We start from the raw sequence: 20,299 nt of genomic DNA, 5'->3' as shown, positions 1-20,299 counted from the left end.
GGGGCGGCGCCGCGCGGCCGCCCGCCCCCCCGCCCCCCGGGCCCCCGGCGCCCCCCCCCCCCCCCCCCCCCCCCCCCCCCCCCCCCCCCCCCCCCCCCCCGACCAGTCCCTCCGGCTCAGGGCAGTACCGGGTGGCCGTAGTCCTGGTACCAGTGGACGTCGTACCAGCGGGCCGTGGAGAACGGGTGGCCCGGGTCCGTGAGCATGTGGTAGATGAATTCGGCGGTCGTGCCGTCGAACCGGATCCACGACCCGGGTGTGTCCTCCTGCGCGAGAACGGGCCACTTGTCCGGATCGGGGTCCCCGGTGAGCCAGTAGAACCCGTCCGCCTGCTCGGTGCCGGCCCATTTCAGCACCCCGCCCGGGGCCGGGTACACCGGGTACGGGTCCCGCAGGCGGCTGCCGTGCGTACGGACCCACTCACCGAGCCGCTCGGTGTCCCGGACGATGTCCATGCTCTCGACGTGTGCGTCGGGGAACTGGAGCTGAAGGTGGTCGTCGAAGGCGCCCGGCCTGCCGAAGATCTCGACGAGCCGTTTGTAGTCACCGGGCAGCGGGGTCCCGAGCCGGGCCTCCACCGCCGCCCAGTCGACCGTGCGCACCCGTGTCGTCTCCCACCCGGTGACGGCGACGATCCCGTCCACCCAGGACGCGGGCCTGCCCAGGCCCGCCGCGGGATCCTCCCGTTCGGCGACGAGCACGACAGGTCGGACGTCACCGTCGTCGTGCGTCGTGCCGCAGCCGACCCACCGGTCCCCGCACGCCCACGCCCGCATCTCGACGACCCGCTCCCCGAACGGCGTGAGCAGCGGCAGCCCGGTCCGCACGCTCGCGGCCGGATCGACGGTGCCGCCCGTGACGAGGCTGCGCGGCTCCCCGAACCGCGAGCTGATCGCCTCCTGGAGGTCGGGGAAAGCGATCCGCGCGGACGGCACCAGGCACACGTGCCCCGCCGCATGCCCCGCCGTCCCGCACACCGGCGCGCTCATACGCTGAGCGGTCAGCCGGTGAACGGCCGCCAGCAACTCCTTCACCGCGTCCATGGCGTCATCCAACCGGACGCCACTGACACCGGATCGCGGTCCGGGGCAGCGCTTCCTTCACCCGGCCCCGCGCCGAGCTCGCACCACACGGTCTTGCCGCCGGGCGCGCTGTGCACCACGCCCCACCTCAGCGCGAGCGCGTCCAGTAGCGCCAGTCCCCGCCCCGACTCCGCGTCGGCGCCCACCGCCGCACGCAGGACGGGCAGCACCCGGGGGCGGGATCGGTGACCTCCAGGCGTGTACGTCCGCCGTCGTCGCACCACGCCCGGACGGTGACGGGGACTCCCTCGCCGAGGTGCTGGATCACGTTCGTGACGAGTTCGCTCGCGCAGAGCTGGACGTCGGTGCCGTAGTCGCGCAGGGCGCGGCGTACGCCGGACAGCTCGGCCGGTGTCGCGAGCAGTTCGAGCGTCGTCTCCGGTCGCATCACGCGGCCCCCTTGCGGAGGGCGGTGGCCAGGGCCTGGGCGGTGAGGAGGTTGCAGTTGCCGAGCGCGATCAGCGGCCGGGTGGGGCAGCGGGCCGCGAAGGTCGGGAGGTCGACGCCGAGGGACGGCAGGGTGATGCCGTGCGCGGCGAGCGCCGCCCGCAACTCCTCGGCGCAGGCGTCGGCTTCGGTGGGGCTGTGCATGGGGGTTCACGCCCTTCGGTGCTCTGTGTGACGAACCGATCACACTGTGCCGCCGGTCGGCGTAGCGTGACAGGCCTTCGGCATCCCGGTCCTGAACCGCACGTATGTGGTGAGGGAGTCGGTAGCGGGTGGTAACGGCACACCAAGGACGGTGAACGATGGGGCAGCGCAAGGACATCGACGGCTCGACGGGCGTCCCGACCTTCTACGGCAGCGAGCTGCGCTGGAAGCGGGAGGAGGCGGGGCTGACGCTCCAGAAGTTGGCCGAGGGAAGCTTCTACGGCCCGAGTCACCTCAGCGAGATCGAGCGGGGGACGCGGAGGATGCCGGCGGAGCTCGCGGAACACGTGGACAAGGTGCTCGGTGCGGACGGCTTCTTCCGGCGGCGGTGCGAGGACGTGCGGAGGGCGAAGCGGCGGGGCACGCGAGCTACTTCGAGCGGGTGCTGGAGGCGGAGAAGCACGCGGAGACCATCGAGGAGTGGTGCCCGACGCTGATTCCGGGGTTGTTGCAGACGGAGGCGTACGCGCGGGCGGTCGTACGGGCGACCCACCCGTTGGCGCCGGTTGAGGAGGTGGAGGAGAAGGCCACCGCTCGACTGGCGCGGGCCCGTCTTTTCGAAGAGAACCACAAGACTCCGGTGTACTGGGCCATCCTGTCGGAGTTCCTGATCCGGCAGCCGATCGTTCCGCCCGACGACGCATCCGAACAGTGGCAGCACATCGCAGAGTTGGCCCGGCAACATCGCATCGTTCCCCAGATTCTTCCGTGGAACTGCGGGGCGCACCCCTTCATGCTGGGCACTGCCAAGATCATGACGTTTCCCGACGCGCCACCGCTGGTCTACACGGAGGCACTCCACAGCGGGGACACCATCGACGATCCGGGCCTCGTGAAGGAATATCGATGGTCGTACGATCTGCTCAGGGCCGCCGCGCTACCTCCGGAGGTGTCCCTCGCCCTGATTGAGCAAGCGGCTGAGGATGGCAGAAATGGCAAGCATCGGGATTGACTTGAGAACAGCCGTCTGGCGCAAGAGCACGTACAGCAACGGCAGCGGCGGTGACTGCGTGGAGGTGGCCGAAGCCTTCCCCAGTGCCGCCCGCTGGCGCAAGAGCACCTACAGCGACGGCGACGGCGGCGACTGCGTGGAGGTCTGCGACGCCCACACCGCCGTAGTGCCCGTCCGTGACTCCAAGGTCCCCCACGGGCCGGTCCTCACCATCACGGCCCCGGCCTGGACGTCGTTCGTCACGTCCCTCAAGTAGGTGCCCGCGTGCCTTCCCCCCCCGCCAAGAGGGAAGGCACGCTCAGGCAGTGGTCGAACGGGCAAGGTCAGACCATCACCCACTGGATGTTGGACCACTTGTAGCAGTGCACGAACTGCCCCGTGCTCCGGCGGTAGGTCGGCCATCCGATGTGGTTCCGCGTGTTGGGGCCGTACTCACCGTCGACGGTCGCTCCGGTCGCCCTCTGCGCCCTGCGCAGCGCAGCGCGGCCTCGGTCAGGTCACCGAAGACGCCGTCGACCGTCAGACCCGCCGAGTAACACTTGTTCAGGGCTCTTTGCAGGACCCTGACGCCCGTGCCCGTGTCACCGTCGGTGAGATAGCACGTGGCGGTGACGTGGCTCTCGTCGTACCCGAGGGGGATCGCCACGCTGTAGTCCGGGTTGTCGGCCGCGAACAGCGACGCGGAGGTCGTGCAGTGCCGGTAGCTGCCGTGAGCCGATGCCGCGGGGGCTGCGACCACCGCCGCTCCGAGTGTGGCCGCGAGGGTGACTCCTGTGGTGGCCAGTGCCGCGAGGCGACGGCGATTGATGATCCGCATGGTCTTCCTTTCGGTTGATGAACTCCGGTGTCCCTCTCAGGGCATGGGCAGCGACTGCAGCCTGACGACCTGCCCCTCGCCGTCGAAACTCAGGTCGTACCCGATGGCCGAGCGGGCCGAGGACGACTTCGCCGTCAGCCGGCTGACGAACTCGGCCTGGGAGTACGACGCGGCACGCGTCTCGTCGCCGAGCGGGACCGACAGCAGCACCTGGGCGTCCTCGGCCATGGGCACCTCCGTGAAGGGCCCCTTGCCCGGGGTGACCACCCATGCGTCGAACTTGGAGTGGAGCTTCTTCCGGGCGGGCCGCACCGACAGGTACGTCCGTCCGGCGTCGGTCCGGACGCCGTCGATCTGGACGAACTTCTTGGCGCCGGCCCAGGAGGCCGCACCGGTCGGCGACGACGCCGTACCGTCCGGGCCGGCACCGTCGCCCGGCGCGGTGGCCGGGGCCTTCTCCTCGGCCGACGCGGAAGGCGTCGCCGATGTCACGGGTGCGGTGGTGGCGGTGGTGGCCGCCTGCCCGTCGCTCTCACCACTGCACCCGGTCAGAACCACAAGGCTGAAGGCGAGAGCGGTGAGGCAGCGCAGGGCGGGCCGGCGGTGTGCGAGGCGCATGGTCAAGTCCCCCGAGAGATCAAGCGTGTTCTGGATACGCAGTCTCTACGTGTCACCCCACCCCGCGGGTTGCACCCCGAGGCGATTTATCTTGTCGCCGCCCGCCACGGCCCCCAGGGGGCTCACTCGGCGAGCCAGTACGCCTCCCGCAGCGACCGCACGCGGCCCTCACCGTCGTAGTCGATCGCGAACGCCCACCGGGGACCGGTGGCCAGTTGGTCCACGAGTTCGCCCAGTTCCACGTCCGCGGGGTTCCCGCCGGTCAGCCGCCGTACTTCGACCGGCGTCCTCCGCGGCAGGGTCAGCGTGTGCACCCCACCACCCGGTGTCGCGGCTCCCCGCACGCCACGGAGCCGCTCGACGGTGACCCGCACCGTGTCGCCCTGCGCCACCGCGCCGTACACATAGCCCAGCTCGCTGGCGTACTCCTCACCCGGAGCGGGCGTCGGCGGCACGAACGGCGAAGCGGTCGGCGCCGGGACGGCGGCGGGCGGCTCGGGCCCCCGAGTGGCCTGGATCAGCGACACACCGCCCAGGGCCACGGCCGCGGCCAGCAGTGCGCCGCCGGACGCCAGAGCGGCCCGCTTGCGGCGCAGGCGCTGCTCACCGCGCGCCCGGATCCGCTCCGCGGCGAGCGGCTCCGTGTGCCGTCGGCCCGCCTCGGCGAGGTCGGCCAGGTGATCCCCCAGCCTCGTTTCGTCAGCCATGACGTCCCTCCGACAGGCGGTTCGTCCGCGGATCCAGTTCGGTGTCGGCCAGCAGTCGTGCCAGTGCCGCACGGCCCCGGCTCAGGTGCGCCTTGACGGTACCGACGGGGCAGTCGGCCTCGGCGGCCACCTGTTCCACCGTGAGGTCACACAGATGGTGCAGCACCACGGCCCGTCGTTGCGCCTCCGGGATCTGCCGCAGCGCCTGGACCAGCACCACATGGTGCGGTTCCGGTGGCGGCACCGCGGTCGGCGGGCCCTGCCGCCGGGCGAACGCGAGTGCGGTGCGCACCCGCCGCCACCGGCTGACCGCCAGCCGCCAGGCCACCGTGCGCACCCACGCCTCGGGTGCGCCGTCCAGGTCCAGCTCGGCCCGGCGTTCCCAGGCCCGGGCGAAGGCCTCCTGGACCACGTCCTGTGCCTCGGCGAGGTCGCCCGTCATGGCGTACAGCTGGCCGATGAGCCGGCCGACGCTCTCGGCGTAGAAGGCGTCGAACTCGGCGTGCTCGTCCGCACCCCCGCCGCCGCGCGGTGCTTCTGGTGATCGCATGCCTCTCCTGTCGCGCTGCACGGTGTCACCCGACTGCCTCACCGCACAAGTGGTCAGCGATTCGAAGGCGGGCTCGGGAGCAGTGACGTTCTTGCCGTCGGGCGCGCAGAAAGAATCATGAGCGTCATGGAGTGGTGCCCCCGGGTCGGCGAGCGAGGCCTGGAGACCGGGCGTGCCGGGGCGGTCCGCCGGGCGCGAGGACGTGGCTGAGTGTTCCGTGTCTCCCCGCGTTCCTGGTCGATCCTCGCCGTGCTCGTCGTGGGTCTGTTGGTGCTGACGTATTCCGCCACGACGTCCGAGCCGCGCGCATCCGCGGTTCGGCAGGCCGCTGCCGAACCACTGCGGGACAGTCCGCTCCCCGCCGGCGGCACGGCGCAGCTGTCGAAGTGCGGGGTGGACGACTGGCCGCGGCCGGCACCACGGGGGAAGGACGAGCAGAGCAGGGCCCCGAGTCTGGTGCTCACGAGTTACGGCTTCTACGATCCGGGGCCGAAGACGCCGGGTGAACCCCGCTTCACCGTCCATGCGGCCATCCGAACAGGCGACCGCCCCCTGTTGCTCGACGCACCGCTGGCCAAAGGCCGGGTCACCCTCGATCTCTACGGCCCCCATGGTGAGGGCGTCCGCGCTTCCGCCCGCGGTCTCACCGCGACCGTCGTGGACAGCGGCTACATGGGCAAGCCTGTAGAGGTCCCGGCGTCCGGCGGTTTCCGTGTGGATCCGGGCAAGGAGTTGCTCCTGGACGTGGAGTTGCCTGTCGGGGCCGTGTGTCCTGGTCACAGCCTGGCCGACGTCATCAAGTGCTCGCCCGAGCACACCAATGACGCTGCGGACTGCCCGGTGCTGACTCTCACCTTCGCCGACCCGGCGATCCGTGCGTACCGCGCCGGGACGACGACGGGTGACAGCGCCGCCGGCTCTTTCAGCGACCGGCTTGTCGCCGTCTCCATGGAGCTGGAGGCCTCTCGGGTGTGAGGCAGCCCGACCAGGTGCCGTGCGGGCGTACGGCGGGGCCCACGGCCGAGGTTCAGCCCTGGTTCACCGGCAGGACGGCCGCCGGATCGCAGCGGAGCGGGCAGGCCGGCAGACAGACCTCGCTGCCGAGGAACAGGGCGTAGGCGTCGTCCCGGATGCCGTGGGACGGCACCGGAGCCCCGGGGCGGACGCCGAACTCCAGGGACTCCGGTACCTGGCAGACGAACGCCAACTCCGCTCCGCACGCGCACCGGTAGGACTCGGGGTACAGCGCCCAGGCCGCCGTCAGCCGGGCACGCTCAGCCGGCGGCGTTGCCGCGGATGAACGTCGACACCGCGTCGGACACGAGTGAGTCCGTCACCTCGGGTTCGAGGCCGCCGCCGGCGATCAGGCTCGCGAGGCCCAGGGCCCACGAATAGAGCAGCAGCCCGTAACGCTCGGGATCACCCGGGGCGAGCGCGCCCTCGGTCACGCCGTCGCCGATCAGGTCGTACACCACCGCCAGGGCTTCGGCCGCCGTCGGCAGCCGCGCCTTGTCCCCGTACGGCTTCGCGGAGAACATCAGGTCCAGCAGCACGGGCCTGCTGTTCGCGAAGGTGATGAACCCGGCTAGCACCGCCCGCAACCGCTCGTCGAAACCCGTACCGGCACCGTCGCGTGCCGACTTCAACTGCGCGCCCAAGCGGTCGAAACCCCGCTCCGCCAACGCGACCAGCAACGCCTGGCGATCGGTGAAGTGCGCGCGCGGCGCCGCGTGGCTGACCCCGACGACCCGTGCCAGTTCCCGCAGCGACAGCCGCTCCGTCCCGGACCTCTCGATGGTGCGCTCGGCCGCGTCGAGCAGCGCGGCGCGCAGGTTGCCGTGGTGGTACGGGCGGGCTTCATCGGGCACAGACGGATCCTACCCTCATCTTGTCATTGCCAAGATTCTTGACAGTGTCTAGATTGGCGGCATGAGCGAATCCCACCCCACTCACCTTCCCGATCTCTCCGGCAGGACCGCGATCGTCACCGGTGCGAGCGGCGGCCTCGGGCGCGAGACCGCGCGAGCGCTCGCCGCCGCCGGGGCCCGCGTCGTGCTCGCGGTGCGCCACGTCGACAAAGGGCGAGCCGTCGCCGCGGAACTGCCCGGACGGACCGAGGTCCGCGCGCTCGATCTCGCCGACCTCGCCTCCGTCCGGCGCTTCGCCGACGACTGGCAGGGCGACGTCTCCTTGCTGGTCAACAACGCCGCCGCCATCTACCCGCCCGAGCTGACCCGCACCAAGGACGGGTTCGAGGCGCAGTTCGGCGTCAACCACCTCGGTCACTTCGCCCTGACGCAGCTCCTGCGCGAGCACCTCACCGGCCGCGTCGTCTCGATCTCGTCCGCCGCTCACGCGGCTCGCCTCGACCTCGACGATCCGAACTGGGAACACAGGCGCTACAACGCCTTCCGCGCCTACAACGAGTCGAAGCTCGCCGTGCTGCTGTTCACCCTCGAACTGCAGCGACGGCTCACGGCGGCGGGTTCGGCGGTCCTCGCCACCGCCGCGCACCCGGGCTGGGCGGCGACCGGCGCGCTGTCGGACGCGCGCGGCTTCGTGCCTTCGCTGATGCGGCTGACCACTCCCCTGTTCGCCTCGTCGGCGGCGACCGGCGCGCGGCCGACCCTGTACGCCGCCACGGCCGACATCCCCGGCGGTACCTACGTGGGGCCGGGAGTGCTGCAGATGTACGGCGCACCCAAACCGGCGCAGCTCTCGAAAGCGGTCCGCGACCCCGAGCCGGCGCGCCGTCTCTGGGAGGTCTCCGAGCGGCTCACCGAGGTGTCGGTGCGCGACTGAGGTTTCACCGTCCCGGCTCCTCGTCGGCGCCCACCGCCGCCCGCAGGACGGGCAGCGCACGCGGGCCGGGGCCGAGGTGGCCGAGGCGTTCCCCCGGCGCCGCCCGCCGGCGCGGGAGCGGCTGCGGCGACGGCGGCGACCGCGTCGAGGTCCGCGGCGCCCGCGCCGCCGTGGTTCCCGCGTGCGGCTCCGAGGTCCGCACGGCCCGGTCCTCACCCTCACTGCCCCGGCCCGGGCGTCGTTCGTCGCGTCCTTCGAGCGGCACGGACCGGCGTCCCTCGTTCTCAGGTGTGCCCCGTACCTCCCGCATTGCCAAGTCCCCTGTGTTTCAGCACACTTCATGAATCATGAGGGTGAAACGGGGGGCTCGTCGCGGTTCCGTGTGGGGTGTTCTGGCCGTCGTCCTCCTCATGGGGGCGGCCGGACTCCTCGTCTTCCGGGACACCGCGCCGCTGCGCGACAGTCCACTGGCCGACATCCTCGCGACCGCGCTCGGCGCGGCGGCCGTCGGTATCAGTCTGTACGCGCTGGGTTTCACGGTCAGGGCCGAGCAGTCGGATCTCGCACGCCGGCTGACGGAACTCAAGAGGCAGGTGGACCGGCGTCTCATGGCCGCTCCACGGGGCTACTTCCCGGGCTCCGACAACGTGATTCCCGTCGGTTTCAAGGACTCCGCCGACCCCGGGACCACGGTGACGGATCCGCTGGGCGACTACTTCACCTCGTCACGGTGCAAGGACCGCCTGGTCGTCCTCGGCGGCCCGGGCTCCGGGAAGACGGTCGCCGCGACCCAGCTGATGGCCCGTCTGATGGACGGCTGGCAGGACGGCGATCCGGTGCCCGTACGCATCCCGCTGTCCACCTGGAACACCGAACTCGGTCTGGTCGACTGGCTGTCCGGCTACCTGAAGGAAAGAGGTCTGGTCCGCTCCAGGGCCGTGGCCCGCCGGCTCCTCGACGAACGTCTCGTCCTGCCCATCCTCGACGGCCTCGACGAGATGGACCCGCCCGGCGCGCCGCCCGCGAAGACCCGTGCGCTGAAGGCCCTGCAACGGCTCAACCGCGAGTACAACGGCCGGACGGGGCAGGCGCCGCTCGTGGTGGTCTGCCGGGCCGACCGCTACAACGCCCTGAAGTCGAAGGAGAGGCTCGAACACGCCACCGTCGTCACCCTCCAGCGGCTCTCCAGTGACCAGCAGCTCGCGTTCCTGGGCAGGAGCGGCCAGGACGAGACGGGGGAGTGGCTGCCCGAGTGGCGACGGCTCGCCGAGGCCCTCACCTGGACCGGCACCCCGCGTGGGCTGGCCCGGGTCCTCGACACCCCGTGGCGGATGGCCCTGCTGACCACGGCGTACACCGAGCGGGACGACGACCGCCGCCCGCTGCGCGACCCCGACGCGCTCCTGGCGATGCCGTTGAACGCCGTACCGGACCACCTGCTCGGCCTGTACACCCACGCCGCCGCGTCGACGTACAACCAGCAGCCGGACGCCGGCCGCCGACGGGACCCCGCAAAGGTCGAGGCGTGGCTGACCACCCTGGCCGGGCATCTGCGGGACGACCACCGGCCGGACGGGCCGGACGGCGCCCCGCGCCCCCGTGACGAGGTGGTCTCCGACACGGATCTCGTGCTGCACCGGCTGTGGCGGATGGAACGCGACTCCGGGATGCAGCATGTCGAGCTCGCGCTGCTGATGCTGCCGTTCGTCGTCTCGATCAACCTGGCCGAGCGGCTCGGCCTCACGCCCTGGGAGGGTCTCCCGTACCCGAGCCTCTTCGCCGCCTTCGGCCTGCTGTTCCTGATCCAGGCGGTGCTGCCCGTGGCGCTGGAGAACACCCGGCGGCAGCCCGTTCCACGTCACCTCGACCGGCGGCTGCTGGGAGAGCCGAAGATGATCGGCCTGAACGTGATGTACGTCACCGGCTGGGTGTTGTTCCTGGTGGACCGGGGCCTCAGTCCGTGGCTGTTCGCGTTGGTGCTGGCCGGGAACGTCCTGTCGTTCGTGACCTCACAGGCCGTCTGGAGCACGGGCGACCGCCCGCAGGCCACCCTGACCGATCCGCGCGACCCGCTGCGCGCGGAACTGCGCTACGCGTTCCTCTGGGCGGTCGTCACCTCTCTGTGGGTCGGCTCGCTGATCGCCCAGTGGTCGGAGAGCGTCCTCGGCTTCGCCTACGGCGCGCTCCTCAGCGTCCTCCCCGCCTTCACCCTCGCGGCGAGGGCCTGGCGCCGCTACGTCCTCTTCAAGTTCGCCGTGGGCCGCCGGCTCCCCGCAGGACTCGGCGGCTTCCTCGACTGGTGCGTCGAAGCGGGCATCATGCGCGTCGAGGGCTTCGCCTACCAGTTCCGCCACCGCGAACTGCAGGAGTGGCTGGCGGCCCGGCCGGGCGCGGAGGGTGCCCCGGTGGGGAACCCTCCCCCGTCACAGGGGCACCGGCGGCGGTCCTGAGACCGCTCTTCGGCCGACCGCCGATGACGGCAGGCCCGCACGCGCGGAAACGCCGACGGGGCGCTCCGGGCGTACTGCCCGGGGCGCCCCGTCGGCGGTGGGGGTGTGTGGCGCCCGGTCCGCGCGTCGCTGCGGGTGCACGCGGACCGGGGCCGTTCGAGGGGAGCCCGGGAAGAGGGCTCAGCGGGAGGACGCGAGGGCGCGCGGCTGCAGGGCCGCGGTGTGCGCGTCCATCCGCTCGGCGGCGAGGATCGCCGCCGCCGTGTCGGCGCGGGAGGCGGCGACGACCAGGGCGCGGCCGGCGAGCGCGTGCGCCCGCCGGTGCAGGGCCTGCGCGTTCGGCTCGCGGCCCGTCGTGGTCGCCGACGCGCGGGCCGGCGTACGTCCTCCCCGCAGGCGGGTGACCTGCTCGGCGAGCCGCTCGGCCGCGGTGTCCAGATCGGCCGAGGGTGCCGCCACGCGCAGCTCGTCGGTGACGGCGAGCAGCGCGGCGAGGTGCCCCGCGAGCTGGATGTCCAGCTCTTCCTCACGGGACCGGTGGGGGAAGTCGTGGGGGGTGCCGGCCATCGTGCTGTGGACCGACTTGGCACGGATCGGTTCGTACATGGATGGCCTCCTGTGGTGCAACAGGAAACCATCCTAGCTTGGATTCAGTCTAAAGTTGAGTCGTTCGTAAAAAGGCCGTTCGTGAAGAGGCCGTTCGCGCGCGGGCTCAGGGCTGGCCGTAACCGTCCAGGAAGCGGGCGATCCGCCCGACCGCGTCCCGCAGGTCGGTGACCGACGGCAGGGTCACCACCCGGAAGTGGTCCGGCTCCGGCCAGTTGAAGCCGGTGCCCTGCACGACCATGATCTTCTCGCGGCGCAGCAGGTCCAGGACCATCCGCCGGTCGTCCTTGATCTTGAAGACGTCGGGGTCGAGGCGGGGGAACAGGTACAGCGCGCCCTTCGGCTTCACACAGCTCACGCCCGGGATCTGGGTCAGCAACTCGTACGCCGTGTCCCGCTGCTCGCGCAGCCGTCCGCCGGGCAGGACGAGCTCGTTGATCGTCTGGCGTCCGCTGAGCGCCGCGACCACGCCGTGCTGGCCGGGCATGTTCGCGCACAGGCGCATGTTCGCCAGGATCGTCAGGCCCTCGATGTAGGAGTCGGCGTGGGCGCGCGGCCCCGAGATCGACATCCAGCCCACCCGGTAGCCGGCCACCCGGTACGCCTTCGACATGCCGTTGAAGGTGAGGGTGAGCAGATCGGGGGCGACGGAGGCGGTCGGGACGTGCTCCGCGTCGTCGTAGAGGATCTTGTCGTAGATCTCGTCCGAGCAGACCAGCAGGTTGTGGCGGCGGGCGATGTCGGTGAGGCCCTTGATGACCGCCTCGTCGTAGACCGCGCCGGTCGGGTTGTTCGGGTTGATGATCACGATCGCCTTGGTGCGGTCGGTGACCTTGCGCTCCACGTCGGCGAGGTCCGGCATCCAGTCCGACTGCTCGTCGCAGCGGTAGTGCACCGCCGTACCGCCGGAGAGGGAGACGGCCGCCGTCCACAGCGGGTAGTCGGGCGCGGGGACGAGCACCTCGTCGCCGTCGTCCAGCAGCCCCTGCATCGCCATCACGATCAGCTCGGAGACGCCGTTGCCGATGAAGACGTGCTCGACGTCGGTCTCGATGCCGAGGGTCTGGTTGTGCATGACCACCGCCCGGCGCGCGGCCAGCAGGCCCTTCGCGTCGCCGTAGCCGTGCGCCGTCGACACGTTGCGGAGGATGTCCTCCAGGATCTCGGGCGGGCACTCGAAGCCGAACGCCGCCGGGTTGCCGGTGTTCAGCTTGAGGATGCGGTGACCGGCCGCTTCCAGCCGCATCGCCTCCTCGAGCACCGGGCCCCGGATCTCGTAACAGACGTTGGAGAGCTTGGTCGACTGGATCACCTGCATGCTGGGAGCTTACGGCCCGGTATGGCCCCCCGGGCCGTGTTTTCCGCCACGTGAGACGTGTCGATTCGGGTGGTTTGTCCGCTCGCTGTCCCTGGAGTGCCCCGTTTCTCTACAATGCGCCGCCATGTCCACCCCTTCTCCCCGCGCCGACGGGGGGAGCGGCACGCCGGCGCCCCAGGGTCTGCCGAACGTGTACCTCCCGCAGACCGCCCCGCCCCCGGAATACGACGAGTACGCCGATCCGGCGAGCGCCCACGGCTGGCAGAACGCGTACGACGAGACGCGCGAACTGCCGCCGGTGGGGGAGCGGGGCGTGTCCTCCGTGCGGGTGGACGACGGGCCGTACGGGGTGTCCCTTCCCGGGGAAGGGGACGCGGTGGCGGCGGCGGACGGTGCGGGAAGCGCGGGCTCCCGGTCCGGTGCGGGCGGCCCGCGCCACGGCTCGGGCCGTCGCGGCCGGCGCAAGGCCGGCGCCTGGCGTTCGCACCGTGCGGTGGTGGCCGCCGGAGCGGTGGGCGCGGTGTCGGTGGCGGCGCTGATCGCGGGGTTCGCCTTCTCGGGCTCGCCGTCCGGTGCCTCCGACGGCAAGGGCGGCCGTACCGGACCGGCGGCCGGGGAGTCCGGGGTGTCGTCCGTGGAGCCGGACGCGTCCTCCTCCGCCGGGGGGCCGGTCGCCGGCGGCGGCCCTTCGGCCGGCTCGGGCGCCCCGAGCGCGGGTGCCGGGGGCGAGGACCGGACGGACGGGGAGATCCCGTCCGGCGGGGAATCGGCCGGGCCGTCGGCCGGCGCCACCTCCGCACCGGACGACCCGACGGCGGCGCCTTCCACCACCACGGAGCCGGGCGACCTCGGCTCGGGCGGCTCCGACGACCGGCCGGGGAGGGGGCAGGGCCCGAAGCGGCCCAAGTAGCGGCCAGGCGGGCGGCCCGGGCGGGCGGCCCAAGTAGCGGCCAGGCGGGCGGCCCGGGCGGGCGGCCCAAGTAGCGGCCAGGCGGGCGGCCCGGGCGGGCGGCCCAAGTAGCGGCCAGGCGGGCGGCCCAAGTAGCGGCCAAGCGGCGGCCCATGTGGGGCTGCCCGCCTCCTCCGCCCCCGCTGCCCCTTCCGCCCCTCCATCACCTCCACACGGACTCTCCCCGCGCCCGTCGCCCCGCTCCCGCCCTCTCGGGAGACCCTGATCGCGCGACGAAGTTACCGGCCGGAAACAGGCCCTTGCCCCCTCGCCGCCCACGTGCTGACAATGCGCATGACAATTCTGTGGGTGGCCGGAGGATTCCCGGCCGCCCGACGCCGCAAGAGGGGACCCCCATGAGAAAACCTCTCGTCGTCGCGCTCTGCGCCCTGGCCTTCGCCGGGGCGGGCGCGACCCCCGCGGTCGCTTCCGCGCCACCCCCCACGGGCGCGGACACGACCACGGACGCGGCCCCGGCCACCGGGTTGACGGATCTCGTCAACGACACGGTCGGGGCCGCGGCGGACGCCCTGTCCGGACTCACCGCGCCGAAGGCCGGCGCGGTGAACTTCGCCGGCACCGTCTCGCTCAGCAACTGCTCCGGCTCCGTCGTCCGCATGCCCGGCTCGGCGGACGACGACCCGGCGCTCGTGCTCACCAACGGCCACTGCCTGGAGAGCGGCTTCCCCGCGCCCGGCCAGGTCCTCGTCGACCGGGCGTCCAGCCGCACCTTCGGGCTGCTGAACTCCGCCGGCTCCAAGGTCGCCACGCTGCGCGCCGACCGGCTCGTCTACGCGACCATGACCGACACGGACGCCGCGATCTACCGGCTGAGCACGACATACGCGCGGATCAAGAGCGCGTACGGCATCGACGCGCTGCCCCTGAGCGCCACCCGCCCGGCGGCCGGTACGTCCATCAGCGTGGTGTCCGGCTACTGGAAGCGGATCTACAACTGCTCCGTCGACGGGTTCGCGTACCGCATGAAGGAGGGGGACTGGACCTGGAAGGACTCGGTCCGTTACACCTCCGCCTGCGACACCATCGGCGGCACCTCCGGCTCACCGGTCGTCGACAGCGCCACCGGCCAGGTGGTCGCCGTCAACAACACCGGCAACGAGGACGGCGAACGCTGCACGGTCAACAACCCGTGCGAGGTCGACGAGAGCGGGCAGGTCACGGTCCGCCAGGGCATCAACTACGCCCAGCAGACCTACCTGTTCCCCGCCTGCTTCGGCGTCGACAACAAGCTCGACCTGAGCGCGAGCGGCTGCGCGGTTCCCAAGCCGTGAGGGGCCGGTGAGGGGCGGGCGGTCAGCGGGGAGTCCTGCGGACCGCCCGTCCCGCGAGCACGTCCGTGCGCCGTCCGTCCTCGATCACGAACCGCCCGTCGACCAGCACATGCGGGATGCCCGTCGGCAGCGTCCGAGGCTCGGCGAAGGTCGACCCCGCGGCCACCGTCCGCGGGTCGAACAGCACCAGGTCCGCCTTGTGGCCCTCCCGGACCAGCCCCCGGTCCGCCAGCCGCAGCCGCGCGGCCGGGCGCGAGGTCAGACGCGCGACGCACTCCTCCAACGACAAAACCCCCAACTCCCGCACGTAGTGACCGAGATAGTGCGGAAACGTGCCGTACGCGCGCGGATGCGGCTTGGCGCCCTGGAGGATGCCGTCCGAGCCGCCGGTGTGCACCCGGTGCCGCATGATCGCCCGTACGTTCTCCTCGTGGCCGACGTGCTGGAGGATCGTCGGGGCCAGCCTGTCCTTCAGCAGCAGCTCCCGCGCGACCACCCACGGCGACTCGCCGCGCGCCCGCGCCGACTCCAGGACCGTACGGCCCACGTACTCACCCAGCGCCGGGTCGCCGACGCCCGAGATCTCGATGGTCTCCCACTCCACGGGCACACCGTGGCAGCCGTCCGAGCCGGTGACCTCCAGATGGTGCCGGATCCGCTCGGCGGTCCCGTCGTCCGCGAGCCGCCGCAGGATCTCCTCGGGCCCGCCCTCGCTCGCCCAGCTCGGCAGCAGCGCCACGAGGGTCGTGCAGCCCGGCGTGTAGGGGTAGGTGTCGAGCGTGATGTCGGCGCCGGCGTCGAGCGCGTCGTCGAGGAGGGACAGCAGCTCGGGCGCCCGGCCCTTGTTCACGCCGAAGTTCATCGTGGCGTGCGCGAGGTGCAGCGGGCAGTCCGCCTCCCGCGTCAGCGCCACCATCTCCTCGTACGCCTCCAGCGCCCCGGCGCCGTACGAGCGGTGGTGCGGGCAGTAGTAGCCGCCGTACGACGCCACCACCCGGCACAGTTCGGTCAGTTCGGCGTCCTCGGCGTACATGCCCGGCGTGTACGTCAGCCCCGACGACATGCCGACCGCGCCCTGCTCCATGCCCTCCGCGACCAACTGCCGCATCCGGTCCAGCTCTTCGGGTGTGGCCGCCCGGTCCTCCCAGCCGACGGCGAGCGCGCGGACCGTGCCCTGCGGGATCAGATACGCGGCGTTGACCGCGATGCCCCGGTCGAGCCGGTCCAGGTACTCGCCGACCGACCGCCAGTCGAAGTCGATGTCGTCGCCCGAGCCGTTCCACCCGGCGATCGCCCGGCGCACCTCGCCGAGCGTCCGGTCGTCGACCGGCGCGTACGACAGTCCGTCCTGGCCCAGGACTTCGAGGGTGACGCCCTGTGCCGCCTTGGCGCTGTGGTCGGGGTCGCGCAGCAGCGCCAGATCGCTGTGGGCGTGCATGTCGATGAAGCCGGGCGCCAGCACCAGCCCCTCGGCGTCCAGTTCACGGCGGGCCTTCGGACGCTGGCACCCCGCGTCCGCCGCCTCCTTCACGATGGAGACGATGCGACCGCCGTCCACGACCACGTCCGCGCGGTACGCGTGATCGCCGGAGCCGTCGACGACGTCCGCGTCCCTGATGACGAGCTCTTCCATGCGCCGGCCTCCTAGAAGAACGTACGGATGTAGTCGACCACCGTGCCGTCCGCCTCCGCCACGGGGATGAGCACCCACTTGTCGAACGACGTGCACGGATGGGACAGTCCGAGCCCCACCCAGTCCCCCACCTCCAGATCGGCGTCCCCGGTGGTACGCAGCCACGCGTGCTGGTCGGACAGCCCGGTCACCGAGATCCCGGTGGCCGGGCGCTCGCTCCCGTCCCGGCGGACCACCTGGGCGAACGGCAGATCGAGGTCGTAGGCCGCGTCCCGCTTGCCCGCGTTGGTGAACGCCTGCTCGGCGGACGGCCGCGACACCACCTGCGTCCACAGCCGGAACGCCGGCTCCAGCGCGCCCTCCTCCGGGACCCGGTTGAAGGGGGTCAGCTCGCGGTAGTGGCCGTCGTCGTGCGAGACGTACGCCCCCGAGCGCAGCAGCTTCAGTACGGGCGCGGACAGCTCCGGGACCTCGGCGAAGACGTCCGCCACCGCGTCGAACCAGGCGCTGCCGCCCGCGCTCACCACGATCTCGTCCAGCCCCGCGAACCGCCCCGCCTTGTCGAAGTCCACGGCGAGCGACACCAGTCGCCGCAGCCAGGCACGCACCCGCTCCGGGTCCGCCCGCGGGACCTCGCCCTCGTAGCCGGCGACCCCGACCAGCCGCAGTCCGCGCGCCCCGGCCACGGCATCGGCGACGGCGGCGCACTCGGCCTCCGTCCGCACACCGGTGCGGGCGCCCTCACCGGCGGCCGGCTCGACGACGACGTCCACGGGGCGGGAGGCGCCGCTCGCGGTGAGCGCCGCGTCCATCAGCTCCACCCCGCGCACGGAGTCGACGCAGCAGATGAACCGGAAGTCCGGATCGGCGTCCAGCTGGGCCGCGACCCATCGCAGGGCCGCCGCGTCCACCAGCTCATTGGCGAGGAAGACCCGCCGGATCCCGTACGCCCGCGCCACCCGCACCTGATGCGGGACGGCCAGCGTGATGCCCCACGCCCCGTGCTCGATCTGCCGCTGGAAGAGCTGCGGGGCCATGGAGGTCTTGCCGTGCGGCGCGAAGGCGAGCCCGTGCCGGGCGGCGTACGCCTCCATCAGCTTCAGGTTGTGCTCCAGGCGCTCGGCGGAGAGCGCGAGCACGGGCGTGGTGAAGCCGCCGGTGAAGAGGTTCCGGCGCTGCGCGGCCAGCTCGCCGACGGTCAGCCCCTCGGCGTCCGGCGGAAGGCCCTTGAAGCGGTGGTCGACCCGTTCCCCGGTGAGGCGGGCGAGAGCGTCGAGGACCATCGGAACCTCCCTGATCAGTAGTGTTGCACTACTTGCAACACTCGTTGCGTATATCGCTTACCGCTGTCTAACATCTCGGCCACGTGCGGTCAACGGAGACCGCCTCACCCGCAGAAGAGAAGGAGTCACGCCGTGGACGTTGTCGCGCTCGGCGAGTCCATGGTGACGTTCCTGCCCTCCCGGCCGGGCCGCCTCGCCGATGTGCCGTCCTTCGACCGGGGTATCGGCGGCGCGGAGTCGAACGTGGCGTGCGTGCTCGCGGCGGCGGGTCACACCACCCGGTGGATCAGCCGGGTGGGCGCCGACGGCTTCGGCGACCACCTCGTCGAGGCGATCGGCGGATACGGCGTCGACGTGTCGCACGTCCGCCGCGACCCGGCCCGCCCGACCGGCGTCTACTTCCGCACGGCCGGCGACCGCGCCACGGACGCCCACGAGGTCGCGTACTACCGGGCGGGCTCGGCGGCCTCCGCGATGACGGCCGCGAACCTCGACCTGGAGGCGGTACGCGCGGGACGCGTCCTGCACCTGTCGGGCATCACACCGGCACTCTCCGCCGACTGCCTGACCCTGATCCGGGAACTGACCGCCCCCCACCCCGCCCGCCCCCTGATCTCCTTCGACGTGAATTACCGCCCGGCCCTGTGGCGCGACACCCACGGCCCGGAGATCCTCCTGGACCTGGCACGCGGCGCGGACATCGTCTTCGTGGGAGAGGACGAGGCGGAAGAGGCCTGGGGCGTCACAGGCGACCCGTCCCACATCCGCGAGGCCCTCCCCGAACCGAAGATGCTGGTGGTCAAGCAGGGCGCCGGGGGAGCAGTCGCTTTCTGCGAGCCCGCGGGCAGTCGTACCGCGTCGCACAGCCGCTCCCGCGGACAGTCGTACCGCGTCGCACAGCCGCTCCCGCGGGCAGTCGTACCGCAGGGCGGCACGGGTGGGCGCGACGGCACCCCGTCGGCGCCGGGCCGCGCCGACACTCCCCGCCCAGCCACAACCGCCCCCGCCCTCGAAGTCGACGTAGTCGCGACCACCGGCGCCGGCGACGCCTTCGCCGCAGGCTTCCTCTCGGCGACCCTCCGCGACCTCCCCCTACGCGACCGCCTGAGACACGGCCACCTCATGGCGGCAGCCGCCCTCACCACCCCCGGCGACCTCGCCCCACCCCCGCCCCGCCCCCTCGCCGACCGCCTGGTCGCCCTCGACGACACCGCGTGGGGGAAACTGCGACTCGGCCCCGGCTGGACCCAAGCCGATGAAGACGAAAGGGCCGAGAAGGAGGCACGCACCCCATGAGCCAGACCGTAGACCGCGCCCTGAGCATCCTCCCCCTGCTCGCGGAGGGCCCCGCCGACCTCGGCCAGGTCGCCGACCGCCTGGGCGTGCACAAATCCACCGCCCTCCGCCTCCTCCGCACCCTCCACGAGCACGGCCTGGTCTACCGCCAGTCCGACCAGCGCTACCGCCTCGGCGCCCGCCTCTTCGCCCTCGCCCAGGAGGCGATGGAGAACCTCGACGTCCGCGAGATCGCCCACGCCCACCTCGTACGCCTCAACGAGAAGTGCGGACACACCGTCCACCTCGCCGTGTACGAGGAGAACGAGGTCCTCTACATCGACAAGGTGGAGAGCCGCTACCCGGTCCGCATGTACTCACGGATCGGCAAGCCCGTGGCCATCACCGTCGCCGCCGTGGCCAAACTGCTCCTCGCCGACCTGCCCGAGCACGAGCGCCGCGCCCTCGCGGAGAAGCTCGACTACCCCATGTACACGTCCCGTTCGACACCCCACGCCGCCGCGTTCCTCCAGGAACTGGCCAAGGTGCGCGAACAGGGCTGGGCCACCGACCTCGGCGGCCACGAGGAGTCCATCAACTGCGTCGCCGCGCCGATCCGCGGCGCCGACGGCAAGGTGGTCGCCGCGATGTCGGTCTCCGCGCCGAACGTCGTCGTCACCGCCGACGAACTCCTCACCCTGCTCCCGCTGGTGCGCCGCACGGCGGACGCGATCAGCGGCGAGTACTCCGGCAGAACCCCAGTGAAGGACACCCCCGCATGACCGAGAAGACCGCGCTCACCCCCACGACCCACACCACCCCGCCCGCGAAGTTCTCCCACGGAGTCCGCAAGGGCAACATCCTCCAGGTCGCCGGCCAGGTCGGGTTCCTGCCCGCCGAGGAGGGCAAGCCGCCCACGCCCGCCGGTCCCACCCTGCGCGAGCAGACCCTCCAGACCCTCGCCAACGTCAAGGCGATCCTCGAAGAGGGCGGCGCGAGCTGGGACGACGTGATGATGATCCGCGTCTACCTCACCGACGTGGACCACTTCGCGGAGATGAACGACCTCTACAACACCTACTTCGAGGAGCAGGGCCTCACCCAGCCGCCCGCCGCCCGCACGACCGTCTACGTCGGTCTCCCGGCCGGCCTCCTCATCGAGATCGACGCGCTCGCCGTCCTCGGCTGACCCGCGCCCTCCCCTCCCCCCCCCACTGCCGTACGACGTCACGGCACGGCGTCCCGCACCCCCTGGGACGCCGTGCCGCGATCCCCCCTGCCCGAAAGCACCGTGCACTTAGCCAGAGGACCCCC

Annotated in this window: 23 protein-coding genes and 1 pseudogene; 10 read left to right on the top strand and 14 right to left on the bottom strand. The window is 72.1% G+C overall.

The window, feature by feature from the left end; genetic code table 11:
* Positions 1-116 precede the first annotated feature (116 nt).
* The 3 genes from ACIA6T_RS26035 to ACIA6T_RS26025 form a co-directional block, all read right to left on the bottom strand.
* Complete coding sequence (locus ACIA6T_RS26035; RefSeq protein WP_399448889.1) at positions 117-1,043, bottom strand: hypothetical protein; 927 nt, start codon at positions 1,041-1,043, stop codon at positions 117-119.
* A gap of 127 nt (positions 1,044-1,170) precedes the next feature.
* Positions 1,171-1,470, bottom strand: coding sequence for an ATP-binding protein (locus ACIA6T_RS26030; RefSeq protein ID WP_399448887.1), 300 nt, complete (start codon positions 1,468-1,470; stop codon positions 1,171-1,173).
* Positions 1,470-1,673, bottom strand: a complete 204-nt coding sequence (locus ACIA6T_RS26025; RefSeq protein ID WP_399448886.1) for a hypothetical protein — start codon at positions 1,671-1,673, stop codon at positions 1,470-1,472. Before ACIA6T_RS26025 ends, ACIA6T_RS26030 begins: the two co-directional genes overlap by 1 nt.
* 158 nt (positions 1,674-1,831) lie before the next feature.
* On the opposite strand from ACIA6T_RS26025, the pseudogene ACIA6T_RS26020 reads away from it, so the two are divergent.
* Positions 1,832-2,685, top strand: a pseudogene (locus tag ACIA6T_RS26020) (helix-turn-helix transcriptional regulator).
* Positions 2,666-2,941 (top strand): DUF397 domain-containing protein, encoded by a 276-nt coding sequence (locus ACIA6T_RS26015; protein WP_399448885.1) that lies wholly within the window; start codon positions 2,666-2,668, stop codon positions 2,939-2,941. The pseudogene ACIA6T_RS26020 and the gene ACIA6T_RS26015 overlap by 20 nt, the downstream one beginning before the upstream one ends.
* 75 nt (positions 2,942-3,016) lie before the next feature.
* Here ACIA6T_RS26015 and ACIA6T_RS26010 read toward each other — a convergent pair whose 3' ends face one another.
* From ACIA6T_RS26010 to ACIA6T_RS25995, 4 genes are all read right to left on the bottom strand, one after another.
* Positions 3,017-3,502: a peptidoglycan-binding protein gene (locus ACIA6T_RS26010; RefSeq protein WP_399448884.1), complete on the bottom strand. Its 486-nt coding sequence runs from the start codon at positions 3,500-3,502 to the stop codon at positions 3,017-3,019.
* A gap of 36 nt (positions 3,503-3,538) precedes the next feature.
* Complete coding sequence (locus ACIA6T_RS26005) at positions 3,539-4,120, bottom strand: hypothetical protein (protein WP_399448883.1); 582 nt, start codon at positions 4,118-4,120, stop codon at positions 3,539-3,541.
* A gap of 122 nt (positions 4,121-4,242) precedes the next feature.
* Entirely contained in the window at positions 4,243-4,827 is a 585-nt protein-coding gene (locus ACIA6T_RS26000; RefSeq protein WP_399448882.1) for a hypothetical protein, read from the bottom strand.
* On the bottom strand, positions 4,820-5,377 hold the full coding sequence (locus ACIA6T_RS25995; RefSeq protein ID WP_399448881.1) for a SigE family RNA polymerase sigma factor: 558 nt from the start codon (positions 5,375-5,377) through the stop codon (positions 4,820-4,822). Before ACIA6T_RS25995 ends, ACIA6T_RS26000 begins: the two co-directional genes overlap by 8 nt.
* Before the next feature lie 210 nt (positions 5,378-5,587).
* Between ACIA6T_RS25995 and ACIA6T_RS25990 the strand changes: the two genes are divergently transcribed.
* A complete protein-coding gene (locus ACIA6T_RS25990; protein WP_399448880.1) occupies positions 5,588-6,352 on the top strand; it encodes a hypothetical protein in 765 nt (254 codons plus the stop codon).
* A 52-nt stretch (positions 6,353-6,404) separates the two neighbouring features.
* On the opposite strand, the gene ACIA6T_RS25985 is transcribed toward ACIA6T_RS25990, so the two are convergent.
* On the bottom strand, positions 6,405-6,584 hold the full coding sequence (locus ACIA6T_RS25985; RefSeq protein ID WP_399448879.1) for a hypothetical protein: 180 nt from the start codon (positions 6,582-6,584) through the stop codon (positions 6,405-6,407).
* Positions 6,585-6,651: 67 nt separating this feature from the next.
* On the bottom strand, positions 6,652-7,245 hold the full coding sequence (locus ACIA6T_RS25980) for a TetR/AcrR family transcriptional regulator (protein ID WP_399448878.1): 594 nt from the start codon (positions 7,243-7,245) through the stop codon (positions 6,652-6,654).
* Between the two features lie 61 nt (positions 7,246-7,306).
* Here ACIA6T_RS25980 and ACIA6T_RS25975 point away from each other — a divergent pair, with 61 nt between their 5' ends.
* A complete protein-coding gene (locus ACIA6T_RS25975; protein ID WP_399448877.1) occupies positions 7,307-8,179 on the top strand; it encodes an oxidoreductase in 873 nt (290 codons plus the stop codon).
* A 4-nt stretch (positions 8,180-8,183) separates the two neighbouring features.
* Here ACIA6T_RS25975 and ACIA6T_RS25970 read toward each other — a convergent pair whose 3' ends face one another.
* A complete protein-coding gene (locus ACIA6T_RS25970; RefSeq protein WP_399448876.1) occupies positions 8,184-8,381 on the bottom strand; it encodes a hypothetical protein in 198 nt (65 codons plus the stop codon).
* A gap of 145 nt (positions 8,382-8,526) precedes the next feature.
* Here ACIA6T_RS25970 and ACIA6T_RS25965 point away from each other — a divergent pair, with 145 nt between their 5' ends.
* Positions 8,527-10,629: an NACHT domain-containing protein gene (locus ACIA6T_RS25965; RefSeq protein WP_399448875.1), complete on the top strand. Its 2,103-nt coding sequence runs from the start codon at positions 8,527-8,529 to the stop codon at positions 10,627-10,629.
* A gap of 180 nt (positions 10,630-10,809) precedes the next feature.
* Here the strand turns inward: ACIA6T_RS25965 and ACIA6T_RS25960 are convergent, their stop codons facing one another.
* On the bottom strand, positions 10,810-11,235 hold the full coding sequence (locus ACIA6T_RS25960; RefSeq protein WP_399448874.1) for a hypothetical protein: 426 nt from the start codon (positions 11,233-11,235) through the stop codon (positions 10,810-10,812).
* A 106-nt stretch (positions 11,236-11,341) separates the two neighbouring features.
* Positions 11,342-12,553, bottom strand: a complete 1,212-nt coding sequence (locus ACIA6T_RS25955; RefSeq protein WP_399448873.1) for a pyridoxal phosphate-dependent aminotransferase — start codon at positions 12,551-12,553, stop codon at positions 11,342-11,344.
* Positions 12,554-12,677: 124 nt separating this feature from the next.
* On the opposite strand from ACIA6T_RS25955, the gene ACIA6T_RS25950 reads away from it, so the two are divergent.
* Both ACIA6T_RS25950 and ACIA6T_RS25945 read left to right on the top strand, forming a co-directional pair.
* Entirely contained in the window at positions 12,678-13,463 is a 786-nt protein-coding gene (locus ACIA6T_RS25950) for a hypothetical protein (RefSeq protein ID WP_399448872.1), read from the top strand.
* A 395-nt stretch (positions 13,464-13,858) separates the two neighbouring features.
* On the top strand, positions 13,859-14,794 hold the full coding sequence (locus tag ACIA6T_RS25945; RefSeq protein WP_399448871.1) for a serine protease: 936 nt from the start codon (positions 13,859-13,861) through the stop codon (positions 14,792-14,794).
* A gap of 22 nt (positions 14,795-14,816) precedes the next feature.
* Here ACIA6T_RS25945 and ACIA6T_RS25940 read toward each other — a convergent pair whose 3' ends face one another.
* Together ACIA6T_RS25940 and ACIA6T_RS25935 are read right to left on the bottom strand one after the other, a co-directional pair.
* Complete coding sequence (locus ACIA6T_RS25940) at positions 14,817-16,427, bottom strand: amidohydrolase family protein (protein WP_399448870.1); 1,611 nt, start codon at positions 16,425-16,427, stop codon at positions 14,817-14,819.
* Between the two features lie 11 nt (positions 16,428-16,438).
* The gene (locus tag ACIA6T_RS25935; RefSeq protein ID WP_399448869.1) at positions 16,439-17,710 is read right to left on the bottom strand and encodes an amino acid deaminase; all 1,272 of its coding nucleotides are present in this window, start codon (positions 17,708-17,710) and stop codon (positions 16,439-16,441) included.
* A 159-nt stretch (positions 17,711-17,869) separates the two neighbouring features.
* Between ACIA6T_RS25935 and ACIA6T_RS25930 the strand changes: the two genes are divergently transcribed.
* Genes ACIA6T_RS25930 through ACIA6T_RS25920 form a run of 3 tightly spaced genes read left to right on the top strand, consistent with a single transcriptional unit; the run spans position 17,870 to position 20,174 of the window.
* Entirely contained in the window at positions 17,870-19,006 is a 1,137-nt protein-coding gene (locus ACIA6T_RS25930) for a sugar kinase (protein WP_399448940.1), read from the top strand.
* Positions 19,003-19,767 (top strand): IclR family transcriptional regulator, encoded by a 765-nt coding sequence (locus ACIA6T_RS25925; RefSeq protein ID WP_399448868.1) that lies wholly within the window; start codon positions 19,003-19,005, stop codon positions 19,765-19,767. The genes ACIA6T_RS25930 and ACIA6T_RS25925 overlap by 4 nt, the downstream gene beginning before the upstream one ends.
* The gene (locus ACIA6T_RS25920) at positions 19,764-20,174 is read left to right on the top strand and encodes a RidA family protein (RefSeq protein ID WP_073932203.1); all 411 of its coding nucleotides are present in this window, start codon (positions 19,764-19,766) and stop codon (positions 20,172-20,174) included. Before ACIA6T_RS25925 ends, ACIA6T_RS25920 begins: the two co-directional genes overlap by 4 nt.
* Positions 20,175-20,299: the final 125 nt, after the last annotated feature.

The organism is Streptomyces sp. NPDC051740, from assembly GCF_044453165.1.
Taxonomy (GTDB): Bacteria; Actinomycetota; Actinomycetes; order Streptomycetales; family Streptomycetaceae; genus Streptomyces; species Streptomyces atrovirens.
The sequence above is the reverse complement of the archived record's forward strand: the minus strand, read 5'-3'. Positions and strand labels throughout refer to the sequence as shown.